The organism is Streptomyces sp. NPDC006174 (assembly GCF_040614075.1).
GTDB lineage: Bacteria > Actinomycetota > Actinomycetes > Streptomycetales > Streptomycetaceae > Streptomyces.
On sequence record NZ_JBEXTJ010000005.1, the window covers coordinates 79,049 to 96,184 of the forward strand.

General features: G+C 71.3%; 14 protein-coding genes and 1 pseudogene. 7 read left to right on the forward strand and 8 right to left on the reverse strand.

All coding sequences use genetic code 11. The features are described from left to right. Nucleotides 1-2 precede the first annotated feature (2 nt). From ABZ267_RS12625 to ABZ267_RS12635, 3 genes are all read left to right on the forward strand, one after another. Nucleotides 3-1,382: an MFS transporter gene (locus ABZ267_RS12625; protein WP_356750187.1), complete on the forward strand. Its 1,380-nt coding sequence runs from the start codon at nucleotides 3-5 to the stop codon at nucleotides 1,380-1,382. Then, a complete protein-coding gene (locus ABZ267_RS12630; protein ID WP_356750189.1) occupies nucleotides 1,372-2,880 on the forward strand; it encodes an aminotransferase class V-fold PLP-dependent enzyme in 1,509 nt (502 codons plus the stop codon). The genes ABZ267_RS12625 and ABZ267_RS12630 overlap by 11 nt, the downstream gene beginning before the upstream one ends. A 94-nt stretch (nucleotides 2,881-2,974) precedes the next feature. Continuing rightward, on the forward strand, nucleotides 2,975-3,229 hold the full coding sequence (locus ABZ267_RS12635; protein WP_356750191.1) for a hypothetical protein: 255 nt from the start codon (nucleotides 2,975-2,977) through the stop codon (nucleotides 3,227-3,229). A gap of 50 nt (nucleotides 3,230-3,279) precedes the next feature. Here the strand turns inward: ABZ267_RS12635 and ABZ267_RS12640 are convergent, their stop codons facing one another. Further along, nucleotides 3,280-3,936 carry a CatB-related O-acetyltransferase gene (locus ABZ267_RS12640; RefSeq protein WP_356750193.1) on the reverse strand — a complete coding sequence of 219 codons (657 nt, stop codon included), beginning with the start codon at nucleotides 3,934-3,936 and terminating at the stop codon, nucleotides 3,280-3,282. Nucleotides 3,937-3,980: 44 nt separating this feature from the next. On the opposite strand from ABZ267_RS12640, the gene ABZ267_RS12645 reads away from it, so the two are divergent. After that, on the forward strand, nucleotides 3,981-4,847 hold the full coding sequence (locus ABZ267_RS12645) for a hypothetical protein (RefSeq protein ID WP_356750195.1): 867 nt from the start codon (nucleotides 3,981-3,983) through the stop codon (nucleotides 4,845-4,847). A 5-nt stretch (nucleotides 4,848-4,852) separates the two neighbouring features. Here ABZ267_RS12645 and ABZ267_RS12650 read toward each other — a convergent pair. From ABZ267_RS12650 to ABZ267_RS12660, 3 genes and pseudogenes are all read right to left on the reverse strand, one after another. Continuing rightward, a pseudogene (locus ABZ267_RS12650) lies at nucleotides 4,853-5,276 on the reverse strand (hypothetical protein). Continuing rightward, on the reverse strand, nucleotides 5,273-5,629 hold the full coding sequence (locus ABZ267_RS12655; protein ID WP_356750197.1) for a metalloregulator ArsR/SmtB family transcription factor: 357 nt from the start codon (nucleotides 5,627-5,629) through the stop codon (nucleotides 5,273-5,275). Before ABZ267_RS12655 ends, ABZ267_RS12650 begins: the two are co-directional and overlap by 4 nt. Nucleotides 5,630-5,792: 163 nt before the next feature. Next, complete coding sequence (locus ABZ267_RS12660) at nucleotides 5,793-6,434, reverse strand: superoxide dismutase (protein WP_356750199.1); 642 nt, start codon at nucleotides 6,432-6,434, stop codon at nucleotides 5,793-5,795. A 784-nt stretch (nucleotides 6,435-7,218) separates the two neighbouring features. Here ABZ267_RS12660 and tkt point away from each other — a divergent pair. Next, complete coding sequence (gene tkt / locus ABZ267_RS12665; RefSeq protein ID WP_356750201.1) at nucleotides 7,219-9,453, forward strand: transketolase; 2,235 nt, start codon at nucleotides 7,219-7,221, stop codon at nucleotides 9,451-9,453. Nucleotides 9,454-9,504: 51 nt separating this feature from the next. Next, complete coding sequence (locus ABZ267_RS12670; RefSeq protein WP_356750203.1) at nucleotides 9,505-10,176, forward strand: DNA starvation/stationary phase protection protein; 672 nt, start codon at nucleotides 9,505-9,507, stop codon at nucleotides 10,174-10,176. A gap of 122 nt (nucleotides 10,177-10,298) precedes the next feature. Here the strand turns inward: ABZ267_RS12670 and ABZ267_RS12675 are convergent, their stop codons facing one another. Beyond that, entirely contained in the window at nucleotides 10,299-11,741 is a 1,443-nt protein-coding gene (locus ABZ267_RS12675; RefSeq protein ID WP_356750205.1) for an amino acid permease, read from the reverse strand. Between the two features lie 120 nt (nucleotides 11,742-11,861). Beyond that, nucleotides 11,862-13,289: an amino acid permease gene (locus ABZ267_RS12680; protein ID WP_356750207.1), complete on the reverse strand. Its 1,428-nt coding sequence runs from the start codon at nucleotides 13,287-13,289 to the stop codon at nucleotides 11,862-11,864. Between the two features lie 266 nt (nucleotides 13,290-13,555). On the opposite strand from ABZ267_RS12680, the gene ABZ267_RS12685 reads away from it, so the two are divergent. Then, nucleotides 13,556-14,149: a biotin transporter BioY gene (locus ABZ267_RS12685; RefSeq protein WP_356750209.1), complete on the forward strand. Its 594-nt coding sequence runs from the start codon at nucleotides 13,556-13,558 to the stop codon at nucleotides 14,147-14,149. Between the two features lie 19 nt (nucleotides 14,150-14,168). Here ABZ267_RS12685 and ABZ267_RS12690 read toward each other — a convergent pair whose 3' ends face one another. Together ABZ267_RS12690 and ABZ267_RS12695 are read right to left on the reverse strand one after the other, a co-directional pair. Then, on the reverse strand, nucleotides 14,169-15,512 hold the full coding sequence (locus ABZ267_RS12690) for an FAD-binding oxidoreductase (RefSeq protein ID WP_356750211.1): 1,344 nt from the start codon (nucleotides 15,510-15,512) through the stop codon (nucleotides 14,169-14,171). A gap of 96 nt (nucleotides 15,513-15,608) precedes the next feature. Then, the gene (locus ABZ267_RS12695) at nucleotides 15,609-17,048 is read right to left on the reverse strand and encodes an amino acid permease (RefSeq protein WP_356750213.1); all 1,440 of its coding nucleotides are present in this window, start codon (nucleotides 17,046-17,048) and stop codon (nucleotides 15,609-15,611) included. Nucleotides 17,049-17,136: the final 88 nt, after the last annotated feature.

Here is a 17,136-nt window from a genome sequence, read left to right on the forward strand (position 1 = left end):
CCATGCCGACCGAGAACCGCCGCGACAGGGTGACGGAGCGGAGCCCGGGCCCGCTCCTCCCGCGCCGGGTGCGGATCGGCTACGGCCTCGGTTCGCTCTGCACCGGCACCTTCGCCACCGTGCCCGGCCTGATCCTGCTCTACTACCTGACCAACGTGCTCGCCGTCTCCCCGGCGATCGCCGGCGCCGCGGTCTTCCTGCCGAAGGCCTGGGACGTCCTGATCAACCCGCTCGTCGGCGCGCTCTCCGACCGCAGCCGGCTGCGCGGAGGTCCGCGCCGCCCGTTCCTCCTCATCGGCGCCTGCACCCTGCCGCCGCTCTTCGCGCTGATCTTCGCCGCGCCACCGCTGCGCGGCACGGCGGCCGCCGCGTACGTCGCCGCGCTCTTCCTGCTCGCCGCGACCGCGTACGCGATCTTCCAGGTGCCGTACGTGACGATGCCGGCCGAGATCACCGAGGACCCGGCCGAACGCCGCCGGGTGCTGAGCTGGCGGGTCGGCTTCCTGGGCGCCGCGATCCTCCTCTCGGGCGCGCTCGCGCCGGCCATCGCCCATGCGGACGGCGGCACTTCGGCGAGCTACCGGCTGATGGGCATCGCGGTCGCCGTCGTGCTCGCGGTCGGCATGTTCGGCGCCTGGTTCACCACCCGCTGGGCGCCCGGCGTGGCCCGCTCCACCGCCGAACCCTCCCTCCGCGCCCAACTCGCCGTGGCCCGCACGAACCGACCGTTCCTCTTCCTGGCCGGCATGTGGTTCCTCCAGGCGCTGGCGGTCGGCGTGATGCTGGCGGGCGTCCAGTACTTCGCCACGTACACCCTCGGCTCACCGACCGCCGTGACCCCGCTCTTCGCCTGCCTGATCGGCCCGCTGGTCCTGGTCATGCCGGTGTGGACCAGGCTCGCCAAGGTGCGCGGCGCGAAGTACGCGCAGGGCTGCGCAACGCTGCTGTACGTCGCCGGGGCCGCCGCCCTCGCGCTCACCGGCCAGGTGGGCAGCGCGCTCGGATACGCGGCGGTCGCGGTCATCGGCATCGCCTACGCGGGCCTCCAACTCCTGCCGCTCACCCTGCTCGCGGACACCTTGGCCGCCGACACGGCCCGTACCGGCAAGCGCCGCGCGGCCACGTTCACCGGCCTGTGGACGGCGGTCGAGACGCTGGCGTTCGCGTTGGGCGCGGGCGTCTTCGCGCTGGTCCTGACGGTGACCGGATTCCGCTCATCGGACGCCGACCACGAGGTCGCGCAGCCCGCCGCCGCGCTGACCGGCATCACGGCGGGTATGAGCCTGCTGCCCGCACTCCTCGCCGCCGCGAGCCTGTGGCTGCTCCACCACTACCGCGAGGACCCCGCCGACGCCCTGGAGGAACCCGCCCGTGTCCCATGACCAGGACAACGCCCCCGCCCTCCCCACCGGCCGCCCGGCCGCCGAGATCCTCACCGAACTGAAGGCCCTGCGCACCGCCGACGCACCGACCCGGGGCGGCCGGACCTTCGCGTACGTCTACGACGCCGGGCGCGAGGGCCTGGACGAGCTGGCCGCCGAGGCCTACGCCGCGTACGCCACCGTCAACGGCCTCGACCCCACGGTCTTCCCGAGCGTGGCGCGGCTGGAGAACGAGCTGGTCGGCGCTGCGGCGGCGCTCCTCGGCGGATCGCCGCAGACGCGGGGCACCTTCACCAGCGGCGGCACCGAATCGATCCTGCTCGCGGTCAAGACGGCGAGGGACCACGCCCGTTCGACCCGTGGTGTGACCGACCCGCAGCTGGTGCTGCCCTCCACCGCGCACGCCGCGTTCCACAAGGCCGCCGCCTATCTGGGCCTGGAACCGGTCGTGGTCCCGGTGGACCCGGTGACGTACAAGGCGAACCCGACCGCGATGGCCGCCGCGATCACGCCGCGCACCGCGCTGGTGGTCGCCTCGGCCCCGTCGTACGCGCACGGGGTCATCGACCCGGTGGCGAGGATCGCGGAGGCGGCGGCCGAGCACGAGGTGCTGTGCCATGTGGACGCCTGCATAGGCGGCTGGCTGCTGCCGTACCTGCGTAAGACGGGCCGTGAGGTCGAGCCGTTCGACCTCTCCCTGCCCGGCGTCACGTCGCTCTCGGTTGACCTGCACAAGTACGGCTACGCGGACAAGGGCGCCTCGGTGGTCCTCTACCGGGACGCCGAACTCCGCCGCCACCAGTACTTCGCCCACGCGGGCTGGCCCGGCTATCCGGTCGTCAACCCGACGGTCCAGGGCACCAAGTCGGCGGGCCTGCTGGCCCAGGCGTGGGCGGTGCTCCAGCACATAGGCGAGGACGGCTACACGGCGTTGGCCGCACGGGTGGCGGAAGCCTCCGACCACCTCACCGAGGGCCTCCGCGCCATCCCGGACGTCCACATCCTCGGCGAACCGGAGGCGGGCCTGGTCGCGTTCACGGTCCTCACCACAGCCACACCGGACCGACCCTCCGGCACGCCGGACCTGAGCCTCCTCCTCCACCTGGCCGACGAGATGCGCGTACGCGGCTGGTACCTCCAGCCCCAACTCTCCTTCGACGGCCTCCCGCCCAACCTCCACCTCACCCTGACCCCCGCCACGGTCGACCGCGTGGACACCCTGCTCACCGACCTGCCGGAAGCCCTGACCTCGGCCCGCGCCTTGCCTCCGGCCACCGCCGACCCGGCCCTGACCGACCTGGCGGCGGACCTGGACCCCGACACGCTCACCCCGGACGAGATCGCGGGAATCCTGGCCTTCGCGGGCCTGGGAGAGGGCGCCGGCCTCCCGGAGCGGATGGCTCCGGTCCTGTTCCTGCTGGACGAGCTGCCGGGCCGGCTGAAGGAACGGCTGCTTACGGAGTTCGTGGGGTCGGTGTTCCGCTCGGGCCGGCCGTGACGCGGTTACCTTCGGCGGCTGGCGGCGTGGTGGTGTCGACGGTCCGGCGGTAATCTCGCGAGCCCGGCAAGCCTGCACGACCCGGAGGTCCCGCATGGATGGTCAGCCGCCTCAGGCTCACTTCGACGCCGACCCGATCGTGCTTCCCGGCGGGCGGACGGTGTGCGTCCGCGCCTACCCTGACGGCAGCATCCGGTTCCGGGTCGACGGACTGCCGTACGTCCTCACCGAGGCGTACCTCAGCGGTGACTCCGAGACGGACGAGGCGATCCTGACGATCTCGCCGGGCAGGCAGGGAAGCAAAGCCGCACACAACTACGTGGAGTCGCTGAAGAAGAACAGCGGCTGAACGGCCCCGGCCTCCTTCGCGGAGGCGGAGGCCGCAGGGCGCTCCGCCTCTCAGCTGCTCGGTGCCGCCGCCTCCAGCTCGGCCACCGTGCCCGACATCACCGTACGGATGTGGCGGGTCAGGTGGTCCGCCGGCCAGTCCCACCACGCCACCGCCAGCAGGCGCGCGATGTCCGCCTCCTCGTAGCGGGTGCGGATCAGTTGGGCCGGGTTGCCGCCGACGATGCCGTAGTCCGGGACGTCCGAGACGACCACGGACCGGGAGCTGATGATTGCTCCGTGCCCGATGCGGACGCCCGGCATGATGACCGCCTCGTAGCCGATCCACACGTCGTTGCCGATCATCGTGTCGCCCCGGTTGGGCAGGCCCGTGAGCAGGTCGAAGTGGTCCGACCACGAGCCGCCGAGCATCGGGAACGGGAACGTGGACGGGCCGTCCATACGGTGGTTGGCGCCGTTCATGATGAACCGTACTCCCGTGCCCAGCGCGCAGAACCTGCCGATCACCAGGCGCTCCGGCCCGTAGTGGTACAGCACGTTCCGGGTCTCGAACTCCGTGGCGTGCACCGGGTCGTCGTAGTACGAGTACGCCCCCACCTCGATCAGCTCCGAGGTGACCAGCGGCTGCAGCTGCACCACTCGCGGCTGACCGGGCATCGGGTGCAGGACGGCGGGGTCGGCCGGGACGGGTTCGGGATGGGAACTCACGGTTGCCTTCCGGAGGGAGAGCATGGGCGGGGACGAAAGCCATCGTGGCAGTCCGGGCCGGTGAGCTGCGGGTATTTTCGGCGCAGGCGGGCGAGGTCCAGGGACGGAGCCGTGGCCGCCGACCGTCGTGGCCGGGCCGGCGCCTCGCCGTCGCTGGCGCCGGCGCCTCGCCGTCGCCGTGGGACGATACGACGGTGCTGGACGCGATCGAGGCAGTGAACTGGGCCCGCATACCCGGACCCGCCGACTGGTACCGACCCGACCTCGCCGCCTCCGGCCTGCGCGCCCTCGCCACGGCGACGGGCCTCGTCCAGGCCGCCCGAGCCGGTTCGGTCCTGGCGGGTGGCGGGCTCGTGCACGACCACAGCGGAGGGGTCTTCCCCGCCGTCGTCACCGCCGCTCCCATCCTCCTCGCCATCGCCCGGCACGGGCACTCCGAAGCCGGGACCACCGCCTTGGGGCTGCTCGACGACGCACTGGCGTTCGCCACCCACGACCGGCACACCCGCGTGGCGACCCCCTATGCCGAAGCCGTCGCGATCTGCTGCGCCCTCGCGGACCGGCTCAGAGGTGCCGCCGACCTTCTCGCCGCATCGGGGAGGGAGGGGAAGTGGCTGCTGGCCGACGCGGCCGAGCACTGGCGGTTCGACGTCCAGGAGTCCGAGGCCGACGGCGATGATGCCGTGGTCCTCGGGACTCTCGCGGGCCGATTTCCGGCTGAAGGTCCGCAGACGGTGGAGCTGCACCTGGCCGGCCGCGTCACCCCGCTCGAACAGGTCGCACTCCACTACCGACCGGAGGACGGCAGCCCCGACGCGTGCCTGCACGTCACCGGCGTACGCCCGAGCGAACTCGCCCCACCGGCCGTCCTTCTCCCGGCCCGCTGCGCCCCCGGGGCCGTAGCCCTGTAGCCGCCCTACGCCACCCTCACCCCGTACCCCACCCGCAACGCCGCCCCCTGCGACCACTCCGCCGCCACGCCCCGCATCACCAGCGCGCTGTCCAGCACCGCGCTGCCCGGCGGGAAGCGGTCCGGGTCCTCGAAGAACGAGGAGCGTACGGTACGGGGCCGGCCCGCCGTCACCTTCCAGGCGGGCGTGGACAGTACGAGGACGTCCAGGTGCGTGCCGCCGGCGTTAGCTGGTCAAGCCGGTCGCGGCCGGGGCCCAGCCGGGGCGGACGCCGCCGATCCCGAGCAGGCAGATCCCCGCCACCGCCTGGCCCCGCACCAGGTGCGGCCGCGGCGGCGCGGGCAGCAGGGCCGCCGCGACGTACGGGTCCACCCGGTAGTTCACCAGGAGGAGGCGTTGGATGGTGCTGGAGAGCTTGGGCCGGATCATGAGGCATCGCCTTCCGGCGCGGGGCGCCACTTGGCGTTGCGGAGGACGATCTGCTCGGGGCAGACCGTGCTCAGGAAGCGGCCCACGCACAGGGCGAGCCGCTCCTCGGCGAGCGAGTAGAGGATGCGGTTGGCGTCCCTGCGCTCGGTGACCAGTCCGGCGCCCTTGAGTACGCCCAGGTGGCGCGAGATGGACGGCGCGCTGATCGAGAACCGGCTCGCGATCTCTCCGGCGGCCAGTTCGCCTCCGCGCAGATCCTCCAGGATCTGGCGCCGGGTGGGGTCGGCCAGCGCGCGGAAGGCACTCGCCTCGTCATCCGAGGCAGGAGAAGGAGAAGCGGAGGGTGGTTCCATGAGCCATGTTTAGCATGTGAGCTAAATAGCTAACAACCCGGCTCAGGGCATGGGAAAGCCCCCGCGAGTCACGTCCTCGCGAGGGCTCTCCGTTCATCCGCCTGCCGAAGTGAAGGTTGAGAAGACGATCACGAGGCAGGACGCGTCAACCGCCGGAGCGGAGTCAGGGGGCGAGCAGCAGTACGTCCGTGCGCTCCTTGGCGGCCGCGTAACGCTTCGCCACGTCCTGCCAGTTGACGACCCGCCACATCGCCTCGATGAAGTCCACCTTCTGGTTCTTGTACTGAAGGTAGAAGGCGTGCTCCCAGGCGTCGAAGACCAGGATCGGGACCGAGCCCTGGCCGACGTTGCCCTGGTGGTCGTAGACCTGCTCGACGATGAGCTTGCCGCTGAGCGGCTCGTACGCGAGCACGCCCCAGCCCGAGCCCTGCGTGGTGGCCGAGGCCTTCGTCAGCTGGGACTTGAAGCCCGCGAAGGTGCCGAAGGACTCCGTGATCGCGTCGGCGAGGTCGCCCACGCCGTCCGCCGCGAGGGGCTCGCCGCCGCCGTCGCCGGTCATGTTGTGCCAGTAGATCGAGTGCAGGATGTGGCCGGAGAGGTGGAACGCGAGGTTCTTCTGGAGGCCGTTGATCGCACCCCAGGCCTCCTTGTCGCGGGCCTCTTCCAGCTGCTCCAGGGTGTCGTTCGCACCCTTGACGTAGGCGGCGTGGTGCTTGTCGTGGTGCAGCTCGACGATCTGCGGATTGATGACCGGTTCGAGCGCCGCGTAGTCGTACGGGAGTTCCGGGAGCGTGTACGTGGCCATGATGCGAGCCCTCCGACTGCTGGGAATGCCGTCCAGTTGTTATTGCAACCTATATGCAAGAGCAGGCTAACAGCAGGAAGGTTCGCGAAGTGATCAGCCCTTCGGCCTAGGACCTGCGGCGCAGAAGGCCGGAGCATGCGTGAGCGGGCCCGTCCGGCTTGACCGGACGGGCCCGCTCACACGTCTGACGGCTCGGTGCGTGAGGTCGCCGTCCTTCCGTTCCTCCGGGTCGACACCCGTATGCGCCGACGCGTCCTTCTCGCCGCTCGGCCGCCGGGACTTTCCCCGGCGGCCGGTCTCGTGCATGTCCGAGTCGCCGCCGCGGTCCTCGCCGCGGCTCGTCGAGCTCTCCGTCGTGGTGCCTTCCAAGGGGGCGCGCTTCTCTCCTCCTCGGTCGGCTTCTTGCGGGGCCTGTCCGGCTCCGGGGCGTACGTGTCCGGGTGGAAGGAGCGGTGCGTGCTGGGATTGGACTGCTGGGACGTCTCGTCGACATCGGGGGCCCAGCCGTGCTGTCCCTCGCCCTTGAACCTGCTCGGCCCCTCGCCGTGCCGGGGCGGTTTCTTCGACATGGTGGGCCTCTCGCCCTGGTCGGGTGTCCTATTATCTTCACTTTTCTTGTTATAAAGACGTTCTGTCTTCTTGCTTGCCCCCACCTTTCGCACGCGAGTGCCCATGTTTGGACGCCGTTTCCCGGGGGACCCGGCCAAGCAGCCGGGTGGCCCGGGGTCGGGGACCGCAGGTGCGCCGCTCGCCGCCCGCCCGCCCCACCGACCAGGAGGACTTGATGGCACCCCCCAACGCCCCCGAAGCGCCGGAGGGCCCCGCCCGCCCCCGTGACCCGAAGCTCGCCCTGCCGGTCGCGGATGACGCGGGCTGGGGTCCGCTCGACGTCCGGGCCGTCGACACCGTCCGGCTGCTGGCCGCCGACGCCGTGCAGAAGGCGGGCCATGGCCACCCGGGCACCGCGATGAGCCTGGCCCCGCTCGCGTACCTGCTCTTCCAGCAGGTCATGCGCCACGACCCGGCCGACGACCAGTGGCTCGGGCGCGACCGCTTCGTCCTCTCCTGCGGCCACTCCAGCCTCACGCTCTACATCCAGCTCTACCTGAGCGGTTACGGCATGGAGCTGGCGGACCTGGAGGCGCTGCGCACCTGGGGCTCCAGCACGCCGGGCCACCCGGAGTACCGCCACACGCGGGGCGTCGAGATCACCACCGGACCGCTCGGCCAGGGGCTCGCCTCCGCCGTCGGCATGGCCATGGCGGCCCGTCGCGAGCGCGGCCTCCTCGACCCCGACGCGCCCGCCGGCACCAGCCCGTTCGACCACCATGTGTACGTCGTCGCCTCCGACGGCGACCTGATGGAGGGCGTCACGTCCGAGGCCAGTTCGCTGGCCGGACACCAGGAGCTCGGAAACCTCGTCGTCTTCTACGACTCCAACCACATCTCCATCGAGGACGACACCGACATCGCCTTCAGCGAGGACGTGACCGCCCGCTACGCCGCGTACGGCTGGCATGTCCAGACGGTCGACTTCACCCGCACCGGCGACTACGTGGAGGACGTCGACGCGCTTCTTGCCGCCGTCGAGGCCGCGAAGAACGACACCGGCCGCCCGTCCCTGATCCTGCTCCGCACGATCATCGGCTGGCCCGCGCCCACCAAGCAGAACACCGGCAAGGCCCACGGCTCCGCGCTCGGCGACGACGAGGTCGCCGCCACCAAGAAGCTGCTCGGCTTCGACCCGGACGCCGACTTCACCGTCGAGGACGACGTACTGAAGCACGCTCGTGCGGTACGGGACCGGGGCGCCGAAGCCCACCGCGCCTGGGAGCCGCGCTACCAGGAGTGGCGCACCGCCCACCCCGAGCGCGCCGCGCTCCTGGACCGGCTGCTGGAGCAGAAGTTCCCCGACGGCTGGACCGACAGCCTCCCGGTCTTCGACGCCGACCCGAAGGGCATCGCCACCCGCAAGGCCTCCGGCGACGTGCTCACCGCGCTGGCGCCGGTGCTGCCCGAGCTGTGGGGCGGCTCGGCCGACCTCGCGGGCAGCAACAACACCACCATGGAGGGCGAGCCGTCCTTCGTGCCGGAAGGCAAGCAGACGGGCGAGTTCCCGGGCGATCCGTACGGCCGCACGCTCCACTTCGGCATCCGCGAGCACGCCATGGGCGCCATCCTCAACGGCGTCGCGCTCCAGAGCCTCACCCGGCCCTACGGCGGTACGTTCCTGATCTTCAGCGACTACATGCGCCCGGCCGTCCGCCTCGCCGCCCTGATGAAGCTCCCGGTCACCTACGTCTGGACCCACGACTCCATCGGCCTCGGCGAGGACGGCCCCACCCACCAGCCGGTCGAACAGCTGGCCGCACTCCGCGCGATCCCCGGCCTCGACGTCGTCCGGCCCGCCGACGCCAACGAGACCGCCGTCTGCTGGCGCACCGTCCTGGAGCACCACGACCGGCCCGCCGGCCTCGCCCTCACCCGGCAGCCGCTGCCCGTCCTGGAGCGAGGCAAGGGCGAAGGTGCGTACGCCGCCGCGTCCGGAGCCGCCCGCGGCGGCTACGTCCTCGCCGACAGCCGTGGCGACACGCCCGACGTCCTCCTCATCGGCACCGGCTCCGAGGTCCACATCGCCTTGGAGGCCCGCGAGTTGCTCGCCGCCGAGGGCCACGACGCGCGGGTCGTCTCGCTGCCCTGCCGCGAGTGGTTCGCCGAGCAGCCGGACGCGTACCAGGACGAGGTCCTGCCGCCCGCCGTTCGGGCCCGGGTCAGCGTCGAGGCCGCCGTCGCCCAGGGCTGGCGGGACATCGTCGGCGACGCGGGCCGCATGGTCAGCCTGGAGCACTTCGGCGCCTCGGCCGCCTACGAGCGCCTGTACGAGGAGTTCGGCATCACCCCGCGCGCGGTGGCCGACGCCGCCCTGGCGAGCATCCGCGCGGCGGCGGGCCCGGTCCGCCCCGGCGGCGAGCGCCCCGGCGCCACTCCGACCGAAGGCGGCACCGCCGACGCCGGCTAGCCGCATCTTGCGACCACCCCTGTCACCCATCCCCCCTGCACAAGGAGCCCCATGTCCCCCGCAAGCACCCCGCGTTACACCGTTCCCGGCCTCGACGTCGACGAGGGCCGCCAGGTCATCGACCTCCTGACGCTGCGCCTGCACGCGCTCAACGACCTCGCGCTGACGCTCAAGCACATCCACTGGAACGTGGTCGGTCCGCACTTCGTCGCCGTGCACGAGATGCTCGACCCGCAGACCGCCGCCGTACGGGAGATGGCCGACGCGGCCGCCGAGCGCATCTCGGCCCTCGGCGGCGAGCCGCAGGGCACGCCGGGCGTACTGGTCAAGGAGCGCACCTGGGACGACTACAGCGTCGGCCGCGCCGACGCCATCGCCCACCTCGGCGCGCTGGACCTGGTCTACACGGGGATCATCGAGGACCACCGCGAGGCGGTCGAGAAGGCCGGCGAGATCGACCCCGTCACCGAGGACCTGCTCATCGAGCACCTGCGCGGCCTGGAGCAGTTCCAGTGGTTCGTCCGCGCCCACCTGGAGAGCAGCTCCGGCACGCTGTCGAACGCGGGCGCCGACACCGAGGAGGCCGCGGCCGCCGCCGCGTCCCCGAAGCGCACGGCCGCCAAGCCCACCCCGGCGAAGAAGACCGCGCTGCCCACTCCGGCCAAGAAGACGACGGCCAAGAAGACCGCCAAGAAGACGGCGAACAGGCGCACCACGCGCTGAGCACCACGGGCTGAATGCCGTCCGGGTCACCGGCCACCAGTGCGCCGGTGACCCGGACCTCCGGCCGGGTCACCGCACCGCCGTGGAAACAGCGCGGCCGTGCCCCGGGCTGCCCGGATCGCCTACCTCCGCTGCGCGGGAATCTCCGCCGCGTCGGTGGCCGGACGCCGCCGCTGACGTACGACCCCGATCCCGATCAGCACCACCGTCAGCGCGCCCGTGGCCAGCAGCTGGTCGCGGGTCTCCGGCTGGCGCAGCATCAGCAGGAAGATGCCCGCCATGCCCGCGAGCGCCACGATCGTCAGGACCGGGAAGAGCCACATCCGTACGACCAGCTTCTCGGGCGACTCGCGCTCGGTGCGGCGGCGCAGGATCAGCTGGGAGACGGCGATGAAGATCCAGACGACCAGGATCACCGCGCCGATCATGTTCAGCAGCCACGGGAAGACGTCGTCCGGCCGCCAGTAGCTGAGCAGCACGCACAGGAAGCCGAACACCGAGGAGAACAGCACCGCGTTACGCGGCACTCCGGACGAGATCCTGCCGAGTACGGCCGGTCCCTGGCCCCGGGCGACCAGGGAACGGGCCATCCGCGAGGCGCCGTAGATGTTGGCGTTCATCGCGGAGAGCAGGGCGATGAGGATGACCACGTTCATGATCTGCGCGGCACCGCCGATGCCGAGGTGGTCGAGCATCGCGTAGAAGGGCCCGACCTCGGCGACCTTCGGGTTGTCCCAGGGGACCAGGGTGACGATGACGGCCATGGAGCCGATGTAGAAGACCGCGATGCGCCACATCGCCGTACGGACCGCCTTCGCGACGCCCTGCACCGGGTTCTCCGACTCGGCGGCGGCGATGGTGACCGTCTCCAGACCGCCGTACGCGAAGACGGAGGCGAGGAGTCCGATGATGAAGCCGTCCATGCCCTTCGGCAGGAAGCCGCCGTCGCCGGTGAGGTTGGTCAGGCCGGGCGCGTCCGTGTCCGGGAGGAGGCCGAGGATCGCCAGCAGGCCGAGCACCAGGAACAGCGTGATCGCGATGACCTTGAGCGCGGCGAACCAGAACTCGAACTCGCCGAAGTTCTTCACCGCCGCCAGGTTTGTCCCCAGGAAGACCACCATGAACAGGGCCACCCAGGCCCACTCCGGCGTTCCGGGCAGCCAGCCGCTGACGATCTGGGCCGCGCCGATCCCTTCCAGGCCGACGGCCACGCAGAGCAGGAACCAGAACGACCAGCCCGCCGTGAACCCGGCCCACGGGCCGATGGCCCGCTCGGCGTGCACGGAGAAGGAGCCGGAGGCCGGGTTGGCGGCGGACATCTCGCCGAGCATGCGCATCACCATCATGACGAGCAGCCCGGAGAGCGCGTACGCGACGACGATGGACGGCCCGGCGGCGGCGATCCCGGCCCCGGAGCCCACGAAGAGCCCGGCGCCGATGACGCCGCCGAGGGCGATCATCGAGAGGTGGCGCTGTTTGAGACCGTGGGTGAGCGCGGAGTCCGCCGAGGCTCCGGCTGCGGCCGCGGAGTCAGCGGTGGGGGAAGACGCGGAGGTCCGAGACATGGACGAGCTCTGTTCGCTAGCTGAGACGAGGGACGAACCCACAGTCTGAGCATCCTCACCGCTCACACGGAACGGGTGTCCGCTATACGGGCACGAGGCTCACACAAGGTGCACACGCGCCTACCGGTCGGTAAGCGCCGAACTCCTACGCTCCCGCCACTGACGCCCCACCGCCACCAGCAGCACCAGCGCCGTCGCGCCCGCCGACCACAGCACCTGCGGCCGCGCGTCGGCGTCCGTCAGCATCAGCACCAGCACGCCGAACAGCCCCGCCAGCGTCAGCCAGGTCAGATACGGGAACCACCACATCCGCAGCGCCAGCGCTCCCGGTGCCTCCCGCTCCAGCCGGGCGCGCAGCCGCAGTTGGGAGGCGGCGATCAGCGCCCAGACGAACAGCAGCACCGCGCCGACCGAGTTGAGCATGTAGAGGAACACGGTGTCCGGCCAGAGCAGATTGAGCAGGACGGAGACGAAACCGAAGGCCACCGAGGCCAGCACGGCCCGCCGGGGCACACCACCCTCCGTTCCGGGCTTACGGGACACCTTCAGCAGCCCGCGCGGCGCCTCGCCGCGCTCCGCCAGCGAGAACACCATCCGCGAGGATCCGTACAGATTGGCGTTGAGCGCCGAGAGCAGCGCCACGAACACCACGATGTTCATGATCTGCCCGGCCGACGGCACGCCGATCGAGTCCAGCACCTTCACGTACGGGCTCAGCCCGGCCTGCTGAGCGGTCCACGGCAGCACGGTCACGATGACCAGCATCGAGCCGACGTAGAAGAAGAGGATGCGCACCACCGCACTGCGCACCGCGCGCCCGACCGCGCGGGCCGGGTCGTCCGTCTCGGCGGCGGCGATGGTGACGACCTCCAGGCCGCCGAAGGCGAAGACCACCGTCAGCACGCCGGAGGCGACCCCGCTCCACCCGTTCGGCAGGAAGCCGCCTCGGCCGGTCAGGTTGGTCATCCCGACCGGGTCGGTGTCCGGCAGCAGGCCGAAGACGGCCAGCGCGCCGAGCACCAGGAAGACCACGATCGCGCCGACCTTCAAGGAGGCGAACCAGAACTCGAACTCGCCGAAGTTCTTCACCGCCGCCAGGTTGGCCGCGGTGAACACCACCATGAACAGCAGCACCCACGCCCACGGTTCGACCGCCGGCACCCATCCATGAGCGATCTGCGCGGCGGCCGTCGCCTCCACGGCGAGGACCACCACCAGCAGGAACCAGTACAGCCAGCCGACGCTGAACCCGGCCCACCGCCCGAGCGCCCGCTCCGCGTGCACGGAGAACGAGCCGGAGGCCGGCATCGCGGCGGACATCTCGCCGAGCATCCGCATCACCAGCATCGCGAGCGCGCCCGCGATCAGATACGAGACGACGATGGCGGGCCCCGCCACCGCGATGCCCGCGCCGGAGCCGACGAAGAGCCCGGCGCCGATCACGCCGCCGAGCCCGAGCATCGTGAGGTGACGCTGTTTCAGCCCGTGTTCGAGAGGCTCTGCGGGGGTGGTGGGAGCCCCGGTGGGGGTGGGGGGAGCGTCGTGCATGGTGTGCGGGTCACTCTCGGATCATTTATGGGGAACCTACAGTCTGAGCCTCCAAGGCCCCTCCCGGCAAAACGGGTCACCTGCCGCCTCACCTCCGTGACGAGCATCACGCCCGGTGGTGATTGCGGAGGAACCTTTGTGTGAATCCCACCAACCCGTCAACCACCGCTTTGTGGGCGGCTGATGGTGATCGGTCGTTCACTGCTGGGCTAACGTCGGCAGCAGTCCCACCCCACCACCTGCCTGCCCTCACCCGCGGAGTCCCGATGAGCACTGCTGCCGCCCCCGTCCGTTCCGGAGCGGTCCTCGCCGACCTGCTGCCCGCAGCCCGGCACCGCTACGCCGTCGACACGGCCCTCGTGCTGGGCGGCGCCGCTCTCACCGGCATCGCGGCCCAGATCGCCGTCCCGGTCCCTGGCTCCCCGGTCCCCGTCACCGGCCAGACCTTCGCGGCGCTCCTCATAGGCACCGCGCTCGGCGCCCGCCGCGGCTTCCTCTCCCTCGCGGTGTACGCGGTCGTCGGCATGGCCGGCATGCCGTGGTTCGCGGAGGGCACCTCGGGCTACGCGATGCCGTCCCTCGGCTACATCCTCGGCATGCTGCTCGCCGCCACCGTCGTCGGCGCCCTCGCGCGGCGCGGCGGCGACCGCTCGGTGCTCCGTACGGCGGGCACGATGGTGATCGGCTCCGCGATCATCTACGCCGTCGGCGTGCCGTACCTGGCGCTCGCCACCGGCATGTCCCTGAGCGCCGCCGTCGCGGCCGGACTCACACCGTTCCTGATCGGCGACGCGCTGAAGGCGGCCCTGGCGATGGGCGTGCTGCCCGCCGCCTGGAAGCTGCTCGGCAGCCGAGGCTGACAGCCCGCTGTCGGAAGACTCAAGCCCCGTAAGGACCACCGAAGAGGCCCGCCGGATCGTACTGGGAGACCAGACCGGCGAGCCTCTTCGCCGTTTCCGCGTCATGGAAACCGGCGGTACGGTCCCCGCCGCCGAAGGAGAAGTTCAGCGACCGCCCCATGACGGCCGGCTCCAGCACCCGTTCCACCTCCCCGTACAGCGCGCGGACCGCGGCCACATCCGTACCGTCCAGCGGCGACAGCAGCCGCAGCAGGTACCGGGCATCGCGGTACGGCACGGCGCTCGCCACCTCAGGCCCGGCGGCCGGCGCTCCGCCCAGGTGGTTCAGCTGCACCACGGTCATCATCGGCGCCCGGGGCCCGGCCAGTTCAAACGCCTGTACGGTCCGCTCCGCGTCCAGCTCGCCGAGCACCGCACTGTCCCCGTAGTACGCGTGCGGGAACGGCGGGTCGCTGTGGATGGTGTGGCTCTCGGTGTACGGCATCTCCCGCAGCGAATCCGAGAGGATTGGCGCGGCCGTCCCGTGCGAGCCGTGCGACGCGGCCGTCCCGATCGCCCGCAGCGGCGCCACCAGCCGCTCGCCCTCCGCCACGCTCCCCGTGAACGCCACCCGCACGGAGAGCACGTACCGGCCGCGCAGCTCCTGCGGCAGCTGCGGCATGTCCGGGTGGAGGAGCGCGGCCAGCGAGGACGTCAACGCGTCCGGCACGGTCCGCGTCCACTCCAGATAGCCGCGCACCACCTCGGCCGCCGACGCCCCGTCGAAGGCGATCGAGCCACCGTAGAGCCGCTCCACCGCCACCAGCCCGATCTCCAGACCGGTCACCACGCCGAGCCGGTGCCCGCCTCCGCGCAGCGCCCAGAAAAGCTCCGGCTCGCGCTCCGGCGTGACCCGGCGCGCGGTGCCGTCGGCGGTCACCACGTCCAGCGAGCGCACCTGGTCGGCGGCGTACCCGAACTCCCGGGCCAGGATCCCGAGCCCACCACCGAGCGTGTAGGAGACGGCGCCCACGGACGGAGAGGAGCCGTTGAGCGGGGCCAGCCCGTGCGGGGCCGCCGCCTCGATCACCTGGGCCCAGCTCGCGCCCGCGCCGATCCGGGCGGTGCGGCGGACCGGGTCGACGGTGACGGAGTCCAGGGCTCGGGTGGCGATGAGGACTCCGCCGTCGACCGGGCCGGGAAGGCCGTGGCCGGAGGCGTGCGCGGCGACGTGCAGCCCGCGCGCGCCGGCGTACGCCACGGCCTTCCGTACGTCCTCCGGCGTGACGGCCTCCACCAGCCGGTCGGGCCGGATCGGGAAGCCGGTCTGGAAGGTGGGAAGGGGCTCTGCGGGTCCTGCGTGCCCTGCGGATGCGGAAACCATGAGGGAGGCTCTCCTTCGCTCGCGCTGTTCGGCGGTACGAAGAAAAGCCTCCCCGGTATACGTGACACCTTCCGTCACGTATGTCTCACCTACGGGTCACTCGGCCGGAGTGACCGCCTTACGGCTGCGCGCCTCGCGGACCAGCGAGATGCCCACCACGAGCGCCGCGACCAGCAGCGACAGCACGACCTGCTCACGGGCGGTGTCGTCGGTCAGCATGTAGACCAGGACGAAGGAGATCGCCGCGATCGTCGCCCAGGTGAGATACGGGAAGAGCCACATCCGTACGACCAGCTTGCCCGGCGTCTCGCGCAGGATGATCCCGCGCATCCGCAGCTGCGTGAAGCAGATGACCAGCCACACGAAGAGCGCGACCGCGCCGGAGGAGTTCAGCAGGAACTGGAACACCGTGTCGGGCCACTGGTAGTTGAAGAACACCGCCACGAAGCCGAAGACGACCGAGGACAGGATCGCCGCCTGCGGCACGCCGCGCTTGTTGACCTTGGCGAAGGACTTCGGCGCGTCGCCGCGCTCACCGAGCGAGAACGCCATCCGGGAGGCCGTGTACAGGCCGGAGTTGAGACACGACAGCACGGCCGTCAGCACGATGAAGTCCATGACGTTGCCGGCCTGCGGGATCCCGATCGAGTCGAGGGCGGCGACATAGCTGCCCTTCTCCAGGATCGACGGGTCGTTCCACGGCAGCAGCGTCAGCACGACGAAGATCGAGCCGAGGTAGAACACGGCGATACGCCAGATCACGCTGTTGGTGGCCTTCGACACGGCCCGCTGCGGGTCCGAGGACTCACCGGCCGCCAGCGTCACGATCTCACTGCCCATGAACGAGAAGACCACCATCAGCACACCGGTGAGGATCGCGCCGGGTCCTTCGGGGAAGAAGCCGCCGGAGTCCGTGAGATGCGCGAGCCCCGAGCCCGGGTTGTCCGAGCCGGGCAGGAAGCCGAAGACGGCGAGCAGGCCGACGACCACGAACGCGGCGATCGCGACGACCTTGATCCCGGCGAACCAGAACTCGAACTCGCCGTAACTGCCCACCGAGACCAGGTTGGTGGCGGTCAGCACGACCATCACGATCAGCGCCCAGGCCCACTGCGGGACGCCCGGGATCCAGCTCTCCAGGATCTTGGCGCCGGCCGTGGCCTCGACGGCGAGCACCACGACCCAGAAGAACCAGTAGAGCCAGCCGATGGAGAAACCGGCCCATCGGCCCAGCGCCTGGTCGGCGTAGGCGGAGAAGGAGCCCGAGCTCGGGCGGGCGGCGGCCATCTCGCCGAGCATCCGCATCACGAGGACGACCATCAGGCCGACCATCGCGTACGAGACCAGGATCGCCGGTCCGGCGGCCGCGATCCCGGCGCTGGAGCCCACGAAGAGGCCCGCGCCGATCACACCGCCGATCGCGATCATCGAGAGGTGGCGGTTCTTCAGGCCGGCCTGAAGCCCGCCCGAGGAGTCGGGCCGATCCGGCTCACCGGGTTCGTGGCCCGGCTCCGCCAGCGTCGTCTGCGACGTCATGGGGGGAAGTCCTAACGTTTCCGTGCATGAGGGTGTGCCCTGCTCCACGTGGGGTGGTGCGGAAGACAAGGCCACGCATTCAAGCCCG